Consider the following 15420-nt stretch of genomic DNA (forward strand, 5'->3'; position numbering starts at 1 on the left):
TTATTGAAGATAATTTAAAAAATCAGTTTTAGTCAAATATAATTATAATAAAATAAAAAGGATATGCATTAAAAGCAGACCATCTTATTTCTAATCTATGATTAAATCATTAATAATAATCTTAGGAACATGATGAGTTTTATCATCTTCTATAATAACTTTATGGGCAGGTTTTCCAATAGCAAGAGCTATATGTATTAAATAATCACCAGATAAAATAGGGTCTGTTAAAGTACATTCCTTAGAAACTATAAAAATAATACCAGTAGGTCTTTCACCTTCCGTTGGACCATTCCAATCTTTTAAATATGTATCCAATGTAAGATAAGGATAAATTTCCTTTAAAATATCTTCTTTATATACGGTAATGAACCTTAAATATTGACCATTTTTACCACAAGAAGAAAATCTAGCTAGCTCTATTAGTTCTACTAAATCATTTCTTTTCAACTTATAACTTTCATTAAAAACCATGTAACTTCTGCTTTTTTTAACTAAATCTCTTATCACAATATCACCCCTAAATTTATATGATAATTATAGTTTATTACACTAATGTACTGTAAGGAGATACATGAAGTATTATGTAATAGATTTCGTTGACCTATGAACAAAGTGAATTTTATGGTAAAATTATTAGTTATAAAGATAAAGATATATATAACATATTATTTTAAAATGTATTTAAAATAAGAAAGGATTAAAATGAAAAAAATATTAGTATTAGCAGAAAAACCTTCAGTTGGAAGAGATATTGCTAGGGTATTAAATTGTAATAAAGATAAAAATGGATATATAGAAGGAAATAAATATATAGTAACTTGGGCCTTAGGACATCTTGTAACACTTGCAGATCCTGAAAGTTATGGAGAAAAATATAAGTCTTGGAAAATGGAAGATTTGCCAATAATTCCTTCTAAACTAAAAACAGTAGTTATTAAAAAAACATCTAAACAGTTTAATACAGTTAAAGCTCAGTTAAATAGAGACGATGTTTGTGAAATAGTTATAGCAACAGATGCAGGGAGAGAAGGAGAACTTGTTGCCAGATGGATAATAGAAAAAGCTCATGTTAAAAAGCCTATTAAACGTCTTTGGATATCATCAAGTACAGATAAAGCAATTAAAGAAGGTTTTGAAAAATTAAAAGATGGAAGACAGTATAATAATTTATATTATTCAGCAATAGCAAGGGCAGAAGCTGACTGGATTGTAGGGATAAATGGGACTCGTGCTCTTACTACAAAATATAATGCTCAGCTATCTTGTGGTAGAGTTCAAACTCCAACACTTGGAATGATTTTAAAAAGAGAAGAAGAAATAAGAAGATTTGTACCAAAGGAGTATTATTCTATAGATATTTCTACTAAAAAAGGTAGTTCTAATTTTAAGATGAATTGGATAGATAAAAAAAACAACACTACTTCTTTTAACGAAGAGAAAATAGAAAATATAGCAAAAAAATTAAATAATAAAGAAATAAAAATTATAGATGTTAAAAAAGTAGATAAGAAAAGATATTCTAAACCACTATATGATTTGACCGAATTACAAAGAGACGCAAATAAAAAATTTGGTTTCTCAGCAAAAGAAACATTATCAATAATGCAAAAGTTATACGAACACCACAAAGTTCTTACTTATCCAAGGACAGATTCTAGATATTTGACTACAGATATAGTTGAAACATTAAAGGATAGAGTAAAAGCAGTTAATGTAAGTGATTATTCTAAAGTTTGTAATAAATTATTAAAAACTAATATAAAGGGAAATAAATCTTTTGTAGATAATTCTAAAGTTACTGACCACCATGCAATAATACCAACAGAAGAAAGAATATTTCTTGGTGATTTGAGTGATAAAGAAAGAAAAGTTTATGACTTAGTAGTAAAAAGATTTTTAAGCATACTTTCTCCTCCATTTGAATATGTGGAAACGACTATTACTGGTAGTTGCGAAGGAGAAAACTTCAGAGCTAAAGGTAATAAAGTGATTAACTTAGGATTTACAGAAGGCTATGGAGATGATGAAGAAGAAAAACTAGATAGTATTCCAGAAATCTTAGTAAATGATGTATTAAAAATTGAAGAAGTGAAAATTAAAACTGGAAAAACCAATCCACCTCCATATTTAAATGAAGGAACTTTACTTACAGAAATGGAAAAAAATAATTTGGGGACAGTTGCCACTAGAGCAGATATAATCGAAAAATTATTTAATTCTTTCTCAGTGGAAAAGAAAAATAACAAAGAAATACACATTACTTCAAAAGGTAGACAATTATTAGATTTAGCTCCTGAAAAATTAAAAACACCGGATTTAACAGCACAGTGGGAGAAAAAACTTACAGATATATCTAATGGAAAAGCAAATAAAGAGAATTTCATTGAAGATATTAAAACTTATACAAAAGAAATAGTAAAAGATATAAATAAAAGTGATAGCAAGTTCAAACATGACAACTTAACTAAAAATAAATGTCCTAACTGTGGTAAATTTATGCTTGAAGTTAATGGTAAAAAAGGAAAGATGTTAGTTTGTGAAGATAGAGAGTGTAACACGAGAAAAACAGTATCACAAGTAACAAACTCTAGATGTCCTAATTGTCATAAAAAATTAGAACTTAGAGGAGAAGGCGAAAATAAACTATTTGCATGTGCTTGTGGATATAGAGAAAAATTATCTGCTTTTAATAAAAGAAAGCAAGAAGAAAAGCAAAAAGGATCAAAAAAAGATATACAAAAATACTTAAAAAATCAAAATAAAAAAGAAGAAAGTTTCAACAATCCATTTGCTGAAGCTTTGGCTAAATTAAAAAAATAAAATATTAAAGATAAAAAATGGGTAAATAATATTTGGGAAATTTTATTAAAATCTATGAAATATATGAGCAAAAGAGGTGTGAGTATGAATAATTTAAGTACAAGGGCCTTAGCTATAATAGAAATATTGAAAGAGTTAAATCATCCTGTAAGTAGTTTAGCTTTAAGTGAAGAGATTGGATGTTCAACAAAAACAATTCAAAGTGAAATTAAAGATATTAATAAACAACTTAAGGATACGAAAATAATTTCTATTAGGGGAGTAGGTTATAAATTAGAAGGAAAAATTGATGTATCTGAATGTAATAATAATACTTTAGGAAACATAGATAGAATTGAATTTATAATTAAAACAATGCTCAACTTAAATTTACAAGAAGAAAATAGTATTAAGTTGGAAGAGTTGGCAGATGCTATGTTTATTAGTGTTTCTTCTGTAAAAAATGACTTAAAAGAAGTAAAAGAAATTCTAAGTAAATATAATATAAATATCGTATCTAAACATAAACATGGAATAGGTGTTGAAGCTGATGAATCAGCGATTATAAGGTGCATAATAGATTTATGTTCTAGAAAAGATAATGAATTAATATTACAAGATTTTTTAACTGAAGATGTAAGTAATAAAATATTTAATTTGAAAAATGAAATATTAAAATACTTAAACAATGAAAAATTGATTTTAAGTGATATAGAATTTAAAAATTTATGTAGCACAATTTTTATTAAACTGAGCATAAATAATTACAAGGATTATAATCAGTTTATTAAAGATTATATAAAAGAATATAAAATTAAACGTGAAGCAATAATGAATGACAATGTAAATAAAGAAAAAATAACTAAAGCGATTGCTTCATTTTGTAAAAATTTAAAATTAGCTACAGCCATAGATATTAGTAAAGATGAGTTCTTTATGGAATGCTTATATAATCATATAAATAACTTGATTAAAAAAGATAAACTTGGAATTTGCAACTATAATGTGGTAAATAATGATGTGAAAATTAAATATCCTTATGCCTATGAACTAGCCAAAATAGCTAAAAAAACTATAGAAAATGAATTGGATTTGAAAATTGGGGAGGATGAAGTATCAAATATTGCTGTTCATGTGGGGGGAGCAGTAGAGAGATATTCAAGTAATAAAAAAAGAAAAATATTTAAGGTTATTATTGTTTGTGCATCTGGAGCTGGAACTTCTATGCTAATAAATACTAAGCTACAGCAATTATTTAAAGATAGAATAGAAATAGTAAAAATTATTCCTTCTTATTTAATTGAGTATATAGATCCTTCTGTAGTAGATTTTTTAATATCAACAATGCCTTTGGAATACAAAAAAATACCTATTATTAATGTATCGCCATTTTTAACTGAAAAAGAAATTAAAATAATAGAAAAATTCATGGATACAGGATATGTTTATGAAGATGTAAATGTGAAAGACTTTTTTGATAGGGAATTATATTTTACAGATTTGGATTGCAAAAATAAAGAAGAAGTTTTAGACTTCATGAGTAATTCATTATTAAAAAAGGATATTATTGATGAAGAAATGAAAAAATCCTATTTTGAAAGAGAGCAAATTGCTACAACAGAAATAGGAAATATGGTATCAATGCCCCATGGCTCTAAAGGTAATATAAAAGAAAACAAAATAGTTGTTGGTATTTTAAAAGAACCGATAGACTGGGAGTATGGAAAAGTTAGACTTGTAATAATGCTAGCATTAAATAACGAAAAGATACTTGATTATGAACAAGTATTTTCAAGTATTTATAATAAATTAGACACAACATCAAAAGTGGTGAATATTTGTGAAAACAAATCTTATGAAAAGTTTATAAAACTGTTTTAAGCAACGGACCTAAAACAGACAAGGTTAAATTTCTCTTTTAATCAAGAGAAATTTTTTGTCTTTTTGGAGAAAGCCTTTTCATATATTATAGTCATAGGATACAAAAGTAATTTAAAGCACAAAATAATATATACGAAAAATAAAGGAGGAAATAAAGTGATATACACTGTAACCCTAAATCCGTCTATAGATTATGTTATTAATCTTGAATATTTAAATACAGGACATGTAAACAGAGTAAATAGTGAACATGTATATCCAGGAGGAAAAGGAATAAATGTTTCAAGAATATTAAAAACTTTAGGACACGATAATATAGCTACTGGATTTGTAAGTAATTTTACAGGAGACTTTATAATAAACTCTTTATCTGATTTAAATGTTAAATCAGATTTTATAAAATTAGATAATGGATTTACTAGAATCAATGTAAAAATAAAGAGTGATGAAGAAACTGAAATAAATGGTGGTGGACCACATATTAGCCATGAAAAACTTAGAGAATTATTTGATAAATTAAGTAAATTAAAAGAGGACGATATTTTAGTTCTTGCTGGAAGTATTCCGTCAACTTTAAAAGAAGACTTATACGAAAGAATTATGGAACATGTAAAAGTAAATAATGTAAAAGTTGTAGTCGATGCAACTAAAAATTTACTTTTAAATGTATTAAAATATAATCCATTTTTAATAAAGCCGAATAATCATGAGCTAGAAGAAATGTTTAATGTAAAACTAGAAAGCATAGATGATATGATAACTTATGGTAAAAAACTTCAAGAAATGGGGGCAAAAAATGTGCTAGTTTCAAGAGGAAAAGATGGTGCTCTTCTTATAACAGAAAATAAAGAAGTATTTATAAGTAATGTACCAAAAGGAAGTGTTGTAAACTCAGTTGGTGCTGGAGATTCTATGGTAGCTGGTTTTATATCTGGATATATAAATAGCAATTCTTATGAAGAAGCTTTAAAACTAGGAGCGGCAAGTGGAAGTGCAACTGCATTTTCATCAGATTTAGCAAAGAAAGAACTTGTTGAAGAATTAATAAAAAAAATAAATGTTGAGAGGATATAAAAATGAAAATAATTGATCTTATTAATAAGAACTCAGTGAAGTTAAACTTAGTTTCAAAAAATAAATCAAATGTAGTAGATGAACTAGTTGATTTAGTTAACAATAGTGGAAATTTAAACAATAAAAAAGAATATAAAGAGGCAATACTTGCTCGTGAAGAATTAAGTACTACTGCCATAGGAGAAGGGGTAGCAATTCCACATGCAAAAAACAAAGCAGTAACCAAAGCTTGTTTAGCTGCTGGTATATCAAAAGAAGGAATAGATTACGAAGCCTTTGATGATAGTTTATCTCATTTATTCTTTATGATAGCAGCACCAGACGGGGCAAACGATACTCATCTTGAAGTACTATCAAGACTATCAACAATATTAATGGATGAAAGTTTTAGAAATGATTTAATAAATGTATCTTCAGTAGATGAATTCTTAAATTTAATAAATATAAAAGAAAAAGAAAAATTCCCAGAGGAAGAAGAAGTGGTTGTAGAAGATAAAAAATCTGACCTACCTACAATCCTAGCAGTTACAGCTTGTCCAACAGGAATAGCCCATACTTTTATGGCAGCAGAAAATTTAAATCAAAAGGCTGCAAATAAAGGAATAAGTATAAAAGTTGAAACTAATGGTTCAGCAGGTATTAAAAATGCTTTAACAAAAGAGGAAATAGATAATGCAACATGTATAATCGTTGCAGCAGATAAAAATGTTGAAATGAACAGATTTAATGGAAAAAAAGTTATAATAACAAAAGTTGCTGATGGTATACATAAGGCAGACGAACTTATAGATAGAGCCGTAACAGGTGATGCACCTATTTTTCATGGCTTCCAAGTAAATGACTTAGAAGAAACGTCAAATGAAAAAGAAAGTGTAGGAAGACAATTTTACAAACATCTAATGAATGGTGTTTCTCATATGTTACCTTTTGTTGTTGGTGGAGGAATACTTATAGCGCTAGCTTTCTTATTTGATGATTATACAATAGATCCAACTAACTTTGGTATGAATACACCTCTTGCAGCATTTTTCAAAACAATAGGTGGTCAAGCATTTGGATTTATGTTGCCAGTTCTTGCTGGATATATAGCAATGAGTATAGCTGACAGACCAGGTCTTGCAGTTGGTTTTGTTGGTGGTATTATAGCAAGTGCAGGATATACTTTTAGTAATCTTATGCATTATGATGCAAAAACTGCTATAAGTGCAGGATTCTTAGGTGCATTACTTGCTGGTTTTGTTGGTGGATATTTAGTATTATTACTTAAAAAATTATTCTCATATTTACCAGATTCTTTAGAAGGAATTAAACCAGTTTTACTATTCCCAGTATTTGGGATACTTTTAATGGGATTAATAATGATAAGTATAAATCCAATAGTTGGTTCTGTAAATACAGCACTTAACAGCTTTTTAGCTTCTATGAGTGGAACTAGTAAAATATTACTTGGAACAGTCCTTGGAGCAATGATGGCAATAGATATGGGTGGGCCATTTAACAAAGCTGCTTATGTATTTGGTACAGCTCAACTTACTGTAGTAAATGCTGGTCCAGAACAATTTGCCATAATGGCAGCAGTTATGATAGGTGGTATGGTACCTCCTTTAGCAATAGCTCTTGCTACAACTTTCTTCAAAAACAGATTTAGTGAAAGTGAAAGAAAGTCAGGAATAGTAAACTATATAATGGGATTATCATTCATAACAGAAGGCGCAATTCCATTTGCAGCAGCAGATCCACTTCATGTTATACCAGCTTGTGTAATAGGTTCAGGTCTTGCTGGAGCATTATCTATGGCATTTGGATGTGGACTTAGAGCTCCTCATGGAGGAATATTTGTACTTCCAACAATAATAAATCCTTTAATGTATCTTGTGGCATTATTAGCAGGTTCAGTAGTAGGAGCAATTTTACTAGCAATTCTAAAAAAACCACTGAATAAAGTAAAATAAGTTTACAATTTCAAATGAAATTATGGGATTGAAAATATAAAATAATTTATAATTAAAATAAGAGACACCTTTTAAAAGGTGTTTTTTATTGCAAGAAAATGCATTTATTTATATAAAATTAATATAAAAATCTTTAAAAATATAAAATTTATGAAAGTACTTTCTGAAATATAATTTTTATTGAAAATATTTTCTTTAAATTATATACTGTATTTAAGATGAAATTAGGGAAGGAGAAAGAGTATGAAGGATAGTTTAGAACAATTAAAAAATAATTTAATTGTATCTTGTCAAGCATTACCACATGAGCCTTTACATTCTTCTTTTATTATGGGACGTATGGCTAAAGCTGCTAAAGAAGGTGGTGCGGTTGGGATTCGTGCCAACACAAAGGAAGATATAGAAGAAATTAAAAAAAATGTGGATCTTCCAATAATAGGAATAGTAAAAAGAGATTATGAAAATTGTGATGTATATATAACACCTACAATGAAAGAAATAGATGAGCTTATGGAAGTAAAACCTGAAATAATAGCATTAGATGCTACATCTAGTTTAAGACCAAATGGGGTTACTTTAGAGGAATTCTATAAAAAAATAAAAACTAAATATCCAAATCAAAAGCTAATGGCAGATTGTTCAACTGTGGAAGAAGCCATACATGCAGATGAACTTGGGTTTGATTATATAGGAACTACTTTAGTTGGATATACAAAACAAAGCCAAAATAGTAAAATTGAGGAAAACGATTTTGGGATTCTTAGAGAAATTATTTCAAAGGTCTCAAATAAGGTTATTGCAGAAGGGAATATTGATACACCGCAAAAAGTCAAAAGAGTTTTAGAACTAGGTAGTTACAGTGTGGTAGTTGGTTCTATAATTACAAGACCTCAAAATATAACAAAAAGATTTACAGATGCTATTGGAAGTTTAAAATAAGGTAATAAATAATTTTGAAATAAAAATATAAAAATATAAGAAAACTATATGAATAAGGGAGAAAAAATTATGATGAATAACGCAGATATGAGAGGAATATTTAGTGCACTTTTAGTTTCTTACAATGAAGATGGAAGTATAAATGAAAAAGGAGTACGTGAAATTGTTAGACATAACATAGACAATATGAAAGTTGATGGTTTATATGTTGGAGGAAGTACTGGAGAAAACTTTATGCTTTCTACAGAAGAAAAGAAAAGAATATTCGAAATAGCAAAAGATGCAGCGAAAAATGAAATAAAATTAATTGCTCAAGTTGGGTCTATAAATGTATACGAATCAGTAGAATTAGCTAAATTTGCTACAGAATTAGGATATGATGCTATATCAGCAGTTACACCATTCTACTATAAATTCTCATTTAATGAAATAAAAGATTACTACAATACAATAATAGACAGTGTAGATAATAGATTAATAATATACTCTATACCATTCTTAACAGGAGTAGATATGAGTGTAGAACAATTTGGAGAATTATTTGAGAATGAAAAAATAATCGGTGTTAAGTTTACAGCTGCAGATTTCTACTTATTAGAAAGATTAAGAAAAGCTTATCCTAATCATTTAATATATGCAGGATTTGATGAAATGATGTTACCTGCTACAGTTCTTGGGGTAGATGGAGCAATAGGGTCAACATTTAATGTAAATGGTATAAGAGCTAGACAAATATTTGACTTAGCAAAAGAAGGAAAAATAGAAGAAGCTAGGGAGATACAACATATAACTAATGATTTAATAAGTGCAATACTTTCAAATGGATTATACGCAACATTAAAAGAGCTATTAAAATTAAGTGGTGTAGATGCAGGATATTGTCGTAAGCCAATGGCTTTAACTACAGATGCTCAAGTTGAAGAAGCTAAAAATATATTTGATAAATACGTAAAATAAAAATAACTCTTAGGGGAGGAAAATAATATGGGATTTACTACAATAGATTTTATTATACTAGTAGTATATTTAGGAGCAGTATTATTTGCAGGACTTCATTTTTCTAAAAAGGATATGAAAGGAAAAGAGTTCTTCAAAGGTGATGGAACTATTCCTTGGTGGGTGACAAGTGTTTCTATATTTGCAACGCTACTTAGCCCAATATCATTCTTATCACTAGCTGGAAACTCTTATGGTGGTACATGGATATTATGGTTTGCACAATTAGGTATGTTAATAGCTATACCAATAACTATAAAATTCTTCTTGCCAATTTATAGTAAGTTAAATATAGATACAGCGTATCATTATTTAGAATTAAGATTTGATAGTAAGGCTCTTAGAGTACTTGGAGCATTAATGTTTATAATATATCAAATAGGTAGAATGTCTATTATAATGTATTTACCATCAATGGTACTTTCTAAGTTGATGGGAATAAATGTAAATATATTAATAATAGTGATGGGAGTAATTGCAATAATTTATTCATATACAGGTGGACTAAAATCTGTATTATGGACAGACTTTATACAAGGAACTGTACTTTTAATAGGTGTAACATTTGCTTTGATATACTTATTTAGTCACATAGATGGTGGAGCTGGAGCCGTATTTGAAACTTTAAAACAAGGTAAATTCTTAGGTGCTGAGGAAGTTTTATTTGATCCTAATATATTAAAGAATAGTGTATTTATAATAGTTGTAGGAGCTGGATTTAATACTTGTTCTTCTTACATTTCAAGTCAGGATATAGTTCAACGTTTTACAACAACTACAGATACAAAAGAATTAAATAAAATGATGCTAACAAATGGAGCTTTATCAATATTTATAGCTACAGTGTTCTACTTAATAGGAACTGGTTTATATGTATTTTATGGTCAAAATCCAGCGCTTGCTCAAACAGCTCAACAAGATCAAATATTTGCATCTTATATTGCTTACCAATTACCAGTTGGTATAACAGGTATACTACTTGCAGCAATTTATGCAGCATCTCAATCTACTTTATCTACTGGTTTAAACTCAGTAGCAACAAGCTGGACTTTAGATATACAAGAACGTTTAAGTAAAAAAGAAATGAGTTTTGAACAACAAACTAAAATAGCGCAATATATTTCTTTAGGTGTTGGTATAGTTGCTATAGCGGTATCTATGATATTAGCAAATGGAGAAATAAAATCAGCGTATGAATGGTTTAATGGGTTTATGGGACTAGTACTTGGAGTACTTGCTGGTACATTTGTACTTGGTGTATTTACTAAAGTTGCCAACTCAACAGGTGCTTTTGCAGCCTTTGCAGTATCATCAATAGCAATGGTATTTATAAAATACAATATGCCAGAAGTATCTATTTGGTCTTACTCAATTATATCAATAGGTATATCATTATTAGTAGGAATTCCAGTAAGTTATGTATCTAGAAAATTAAAACATGATAATACTGTACCAAATAGTGATACAGTAATCTATGAATAACAGGAGGTTTCTATGATATTTGGAAATATAAAAAATTTAAATGAATATGATTATTTACCAGTAAATATAAAAAAATGCTTTGAATATGCAGCCTCTAATGATCTATTAAATTACGAAAAAGGTAGTTACAAAATAGATGGAGATAATTTATTTGTAAATATAGTTGAATATGAAACTACTGAAGTAGAAAATAGATTTTGGGAAGCTCATAGAAACTATTTAGACCTACATCTTATGTTAGACGGAAAAGAACAAATTGATTTAAATTTCATAGAAAATATGGAAGAAAAAGAATTTGTTGAAAAGGATGATTTCTTGCCTTTAGAAGGTGATAAAAATGGTTATGTAATACTTGAAAAAGATGACTTCTTAGTTTGTTACCCAAATGATGCTCATAGAACAGCAGTAAAGGTAAGAAGCTCAGAAAAAATAAAAAAGGCCATATTTAAAATAATTATTGAAAAGTAAGTATAAGGAGGGAGTGTAGGTTAGTTTATCTGCACTCCCTAAGTTCATATATAGAAAGGATTGTATTTATGAAAAATTATATATGTATTGATGTAGGAGGAACTTCTATAAAATATGGGATTATAAATGAAAAACTAGATTTTTTAGTAACAAATGAAATGGACACTGAAGCTAATAAAGGTGGACAAAATATATTGAATAAGATTATGAGTATAGTGAGTAACTATAAAAATGAATGCAAAATAGAAGGAATTTGTATTTCAACAGCAGGGATGGTTGATTGTGAAAAAGGAGAAGTCATATATGCATCTCCATTGATTCCAAACTATATAGGCACAAAGATTAAAGATGTTATTGAAGAAAAATTTAATATTCAATGTGAGGTTGAAAATGATGTAAATTGTGCAGCACTTGCGGAGCATTTTGCAGGTGGAAGTAAGGGAAGTAATATAAGTTTATGCTTGACTATTGGGACTGGTATAGGTGGAGCAATTATTATAAATAATGAAGTTTATCACGGAGCTTTTGGGAGTGGTGGAGAAGTAGGTTATATGAATATGATGGGATCCACTTTTCAAGGGCTTGGAGCAAGTAGCGTATTAGTTAAGAAAGTTGCTAAAATGAAAAACATAAGTGAAAAAGATATAAATGGAAAATATATTTTTGACAAGGCTAAGGGAGGAGATAATGACTGTATAAAAGCCATTGATGAATTAGTAGAAGTATTAGGACAGGGAATAGCAAATATTTGTTATATTATTAATCCAGAAGTTGTTGTTCTTGGTGGTGGTATAATGGCACAGAAAGAATATTTATATGATAAAATAAGAAGTAGTATGGACAAACACTTAATACCTTTTATAGGAGGTAAAACAAAATTAGAATTTGCAGTAAATGAAAATAGAGCAGGTATGCTAGGGGCATATTTTAACTTTATAAATATGCAGAAAAAAAGATAGTAAACAGTATTTCCAAGGAAAAGAGGGAGAGTATTAATGAAGGAATATCAAAAGAGTATAGTACCACATATAGAATCTTTGTATGATAATTTTACACCTTCAGAAAAAACTATTGCGGATTTCTTCATTCATAATACGGAAGAAATTGATATATCATCAAAAAATTTATCTAAAACATTGTTTGTTTCAGAGGCATCTATATCCAGGTTTGCTAAAAAATGCGGGTTTGATGGTTATAGACAATTTGCTTATGTATACAAACAAAGTTTTGAAAAAAGTACTCCTAATATAACAGCCAGTTATACAAAACAAGTTTTAGATACTTATCAAGAACTTTTAAATAAAAGTTATACATTAATAGATGAAAAACAAATGCAAAGAGTTGTAGAACTTATATCAAATAAAAAGAGAATATATATTTATGGAAGAGGAAGTTCTGGTCTTGTAGCTCAGGAAATGAAGTTAAGACTTATGAGATTAGGTGTTAATGTGGAAGCCATATTAGATAGTCATATAATGAAAATGAATTCCGTTTTAATGGATGATGAATGCTTGGTAATTGGAATAAGTGTTAGTGGTAATACAAAAGAAGTAATTAAATCATTAAAAGAAGCTTCAAATAGAGGATCAAGTATAGTTTTAATAACATCAAAACAAGATGAAGAAATGAAAACTTATTGTGATGAAATTTTATTTATTGCTGTTAAAGAACATTTAGAAAATGGGAAAGCTATTTCACCACAGTTCCCTGTTTTAGTTATAGTTGATATATTCTATTCTCATTTCCTTCAAAGCGATAGGCTTAGAAAAGAAGAATTACACAGTAACACAATTAATGCTCTTTACAATGAATAACTATAAAAAAATCAGTAGCTATATTGCTACTGATTTTTTTATTAAAAAGTTTATTTTACTTTTGCGTATTCTTTAATTAATTCATAGTCATTTTCATTTAAACGGCTAGCAGCTTCTTTATCAAGAATTATAATTACATCTTTGTGCAATTGTAATATAGATGAAGGTACTTCTGGTGTTATTTTTCCATGAACTGTGTTATAAATTGCATCAGCTTTATTTTGACCACTTGCTAAAAGTAATATTTTTTTACTTTTGAATATTGAACCTGTTCCCATAGTTATTGCTTTTGTTGGAACTTCGTCTAAGCTATTGAAAAATCTCGCATTAGCTTGTCTTGTAGACTCATCTAAAGTAACTATGTGAGTTCCCTTCTTAAAGTTTATAGTAGGTTCGTTGAATCCTATATGGGCATTATTTCCTATACCAAGAACTTGTATATCAATGCCTCCGTTATTGTCAATTAACTGGTCATATGAAACACATTCAGCTTCTATGTCATCAGACATACCATTAGGTATATATATGTTTTCTCTACTTATATTTATATGATTAAATAAGTTTTCGTCCATAAAATAATGATAGCTTTGATCATTATCTATAGGAAGTTTATAATATTCATCCAAGTTAAAAGTTTTAATTTTTGAGAAGTCGATTAATCCTTCTTCATACATCTTTATTAAGTTTTTATACATTCCTATAGGAGTACCTCCAGTAGCAAGCCCAAGAACTGATTTTGGTTCTAAAATCATTTGACTTCCTACTATTTGTGCTGCTTTTTTGCTTAATGATTCGTAGTTTTCACAAACTATTATTCTCATAATGTATCCCTCCAAAATTTTATAATATATTGAGTAATTTATTAATATAGTTACTTATTTAAATTGTTAAAAATAATTTCTCCATGAGAAATAGTCATGTAGCAATTTAATTCTTCGTCAAATAATGCTATATCAGCATCTTTATTTATGTCTAAGCTTCCCTTTGTCTTATGCATATTTATTGATTTAGCAGGGTTTAGTGAAGCTAGATTTATTGCATCGTTTATTGATAAGTTTGTGCTTTTTTTATAATTATAGACTGCTTTATTTAATCTTAAAACACTGCCTGCTAGGGTACCAGAAGTAAGTCTTGCTGCACTATCTTTTACAAAAACATCCTGACCACCTAAATCATATTTTCCATCTGCCATACAACCAGCTCTCATACAATCAGTTATCAATATTACCTTATCCTTACCTTTGTTATTCAATATGAATTGGAATAGCTCTGGATTTACGTGAATATTATCGCAAATTATTTCGCAAAAAACATCACTAGTAAGAGCAGCTCCGACTACACCAGGTTCTCTATGATTTAAAGGTGTCATAGCATTAAACAAATGAGTTATATTTGATGCGCCTAATTTTATTGCAAGCTTAGCTTCTTCATAAGTTGCATTAGTATGAGCTATGGATAATGTTATATCAGTTTTATTTTTTACTTCTTTTGTGAAAATTAAACTATCATCAACTTCAGGAGCATAAGATATTATTTTAATTACATCTACATAATCTTCTATAAAAGGAAAGTTAGGAACTTGAATAAACTTATCACTTTGAGCGCCTTTGTATTTACTATTTATAAAAGGACCTTCTAAATGAGCACCTAGAATTTGAGCCCCATCATATTTTATATTCATGGCCTCTCTTACAACATCAAGAGCGCCATATATATCTTCTTTTGACATTGACATTGTAGTTGGTAAAAAAGAAGTAACACCATTTTCCTTGATTCCATTACCTATAGTTTTTATGGATTGTAAAGATTTATCCATTACATCGCAATTACAACTACCATGAACATGTATATCAACTAAACCAGGAGAGACGTAAAGACCTTTAGCATCAATTATCTCTACGTTTTCTTCTACCTGGTCACAAAATCCTATTATTTTATCATTAAATAAAAGAATTTTATCTTCAATTACTTTATTTTCGGTAACTATTTTACCATTAATAATAGCCTTCATA

Annotated in this window: 13 protein-coding genes; 10 read left to right on the forward strand and 3 right to left on the reverse strand. The window is 28.5% G+C overall.

Going from position 1 to position 15420, the window contains the following annotated elements; genetic code table 11:
- Positions 1–90 precede the first annotated feature (90 nt).
- Complete coding sequence (locus TEGL_RS06480; protein ID WP_018589387.1) at positions 91–510, reverse strand: hypothetical protein; 420 nt, start codon at positions 508–510, stop codon at positions 91–93.
- Positions 511–705: 195 nt separating this feature from the next.
- Here TEGL_RS06480 and TEGL_RS06485 point away from each other — a divergent pair, with 195 nt between their 5' ends.
- From TEGL_RS06485 to TEGL_RS06530, 10 genes are all read left to right on the forward strand, one after another.
- Positions 706–2823 carry a DNA topoisomerase III gene (locus tag TEGL_RS06485; protein ID WP_018589388.1) on the forward strand — a complete coding sequence of 706 codons (2118 nt, stop codon included), beginning with the start codon at positions 706–708 and terminating at the stop codon, positions 2821–2823.
- Positions 2824–2907: 84 nt separating this feature from the next.
- On the forward strand, positions 2908–4683 hold the full coding sequence (locus TEGL_RS06490; protein WP_018589389.1) for a BglG family transcription antiterminator: 1776 nt from the start codon (positions 2908–2910) through the stop codon (positions 4681–4683).
- Positions 4684–4839: 156 nt separating this feature from the next.
- Positions 4840–5757: a 1-phosphofructokinase gene (gene pfkB, locus TEGL_RS06495; RefSeq protein ID WP_018589390.1), complete on the forward strand. Its 918-nt coding sequence runs from the start codon at positions 4840–4842 to the stop codon at positions 5755–5757.
- 2 nt (positions 5758–5759) lie between these two features.
- Positions 5760–7709, forward strand: a complete 1950-nt coding sequence (locus TEGL_RS06500; RefSeq protein WP_018589391.1) for a PTS fructose transporter subunit IIABC — start codon at positions 5760–5762, stop codon at positions 7707–7709.
- A 243-nt stretch (positions 7710–7952) separates the two neighbouring features.
- On the forward strand, positions 7953–8648 hold the full coding sequence (locus TEGL_RS06505; protein WP_018589392.1) for an N-acetylmannosamine-6-phosphate 2-epimerase: 696 nt from the start codon (positions 7953–7955) through the stop codon (positions 8646–8648).
- Between the two features lie 72 nt (positions 8649–8720).
- The gene (locus tag TEGL_RS06510) at positions 8721–9605 is read left to right on the forward strand and encodes an N-acetylneuraminate lyase (RefSeq protein WP_026254999.1); all 885 of its coding nucleotides are present in this window, start codon (positions 8721–8723) and stop codon (positions 9603–9605) included.
- A 27-nt stretch (positions 9606–9632) separates the two neighbouring features.
- Positions 9633–11126: a sodium:solute symporter gene (locus TEGL_RS06515; protein WP_018589394.1), complete on the forward strand. Its 1494-nt coding sequence runs from the start codon at positions 9633–9635 to the stop codon at positions 11124–11126.
- Between the two features lie 12 nt (positions 11127–11138).
- A complete protein-coding gene (locus TEGL_RS06520; protein WP_018589395.1) occupies positions 11139–11594 on the forward strand; it encodes a YhcH/YjgK/YiaL family protein in 456 nt (151 codons plus the stop codon).
- 68 nt (positions 11595–11662) lie between these two features.
- Entirely contained in the window at positions 11663–12553 is an 891-nt protein-coding gene (locus TEGL_RS06525) for an ROK family protein (protein ID WP_018589396.1), read from the forward strand.
- Between the two features lie 36 nt (positions 12554–12589).
- Positions 12590–13408 (forward strand): MurR/RpiR family transcriptional regulator, encoded by an 819-nt coding sequence (locus TEGL_RS06530; RefSeq protein ID WP_018589397.1) that lies wholly within the window; start codon positions 12590–12592, stop codon positions 13406–13408.
- Positions 13409–13458: 50 nt separating this feature from the next.
- Here the strand turns inward: TEGL_RS06530 and nagB are convergent, their stop codons facing one another.
- Together nagB and nagA are read right to left on the reverse strand one after the other, a co-directional pair.
- Positions 13459–14229: a glucosamine-6-phosphate deaminase gene (gene nagB / locus TEGL_RS06535; RefSeq protein WP_018589398.1), complete on the reverse strand. Its 771-nt coding sequence runs from the start codon at positions 14227–14229 to the stop codon at positions 13459–13461.
- Positions 14230–14279: 50 nt separating this feature from the next.
- Positions 14280–15419, reverse strand: coding sequence for an N-acetylglucosamine-6-phosphate deacetylase (gene nagA, locus TEGL_RS06540; RefSeq protein ID WP_018589399.1), 1140 nt, complete (start codon positions 15417–15419; stop codon positions 14280–14282).
- Position 15420 lies beyond the last annotated feature (1 nt).

The sequence above is a fragment of the Terrisporobacter glycolicus ATCC 14880 = DSM 1288 genome, from assembly GCF_036812735.1.
GTDB lineage: Bacteria > Bacillota > Clostridia > Peptostreptococcales > Peptostreptococcaceae > Terrisporobacter > Terrisporobacter glycolicus.

What these genes read in the sequence shown, in the direction of transcription:
- TEGL_RS06525 (WP_018589396.1), top strand. Translation starts at nt 11,663, where the DNA reads ATGAAAAATTATATATGTATTGATGTAGGAGGAACTTCTATAAAATAT.
- TEGL_RS06485 (WP_018589388.1), top strand. Translation starts at nt 706, where the DNA reads ATGAAAAAAATATTAGTATTAGCAGAAAAACCTTCAGTTGGAAGAGAT.
- nagB (WP_018589398.1), bottom strand. Translation starts at nt 14,229, where the DNA reads ATGAGAATAATAGTTTGTGAAAACTACGAATCATTAAGCAAAAAAGCA.
- TEGL_RS06500 (WP_018589391.1), top strand. Translation starts at nt 5,760, where the DNA reads ATGAAAATAATTGATCTTATTAATAAGAACTCAGTGAAGTTAAACTTA.
- TEGL_RS06490 (WP_018589389.1), top strand. Translation starts at nt 2,908, where the DNA reads ATGAATAATTTAAGTACAAGGGCCTTAGCTATAATAGAAATATTGAAA.
- TEGL_RS06530 (WP_018589397.1), top strand. Translation starts at nt 12,590, where the DNA reads ATGAAGGAATATCAAAAGAGTATAGTACCACATATAGAATCTTTGTAT.
- TEGL_RS06505 (WP_018589392.1), top strand. Translation starts at nt 7,953, where the DNA reads ATGAAGGATAGTTTAGAACAATTAAAAAATAATTTAATTGTATCTTGT.
- TEGL_RS06520 (WP_018589395.1), top strand. Translation starts at nt 11,139, where the DNA reads ATGATATTTGGAAATATAAAAAATTTAAATGAATATGATTATTTACCA.
- TEGL_RS06510 (WP_026254999.1), top strand. Translation starts at nt 8,721, where the DNA reads ATGAATAACGCAGATATGAGAGGAATATTTAGTGCACTTTTAGTTTCT.
- nagA (WP_018589399.1), bottom strand. Translation starts at nt 15,419, where the DNA reads ATGAAGGCTATTATTAATGGTAAAATAGTTACCGAAAATAAAGTAATT.
- TEGL_RS06515 (WP_018589394.1), top strand. Translation starts at nt 9,633, where the DNA reads ATGGGATTTACTACAATAGATTTTATTATACTAGTAGTATATTTAGGA.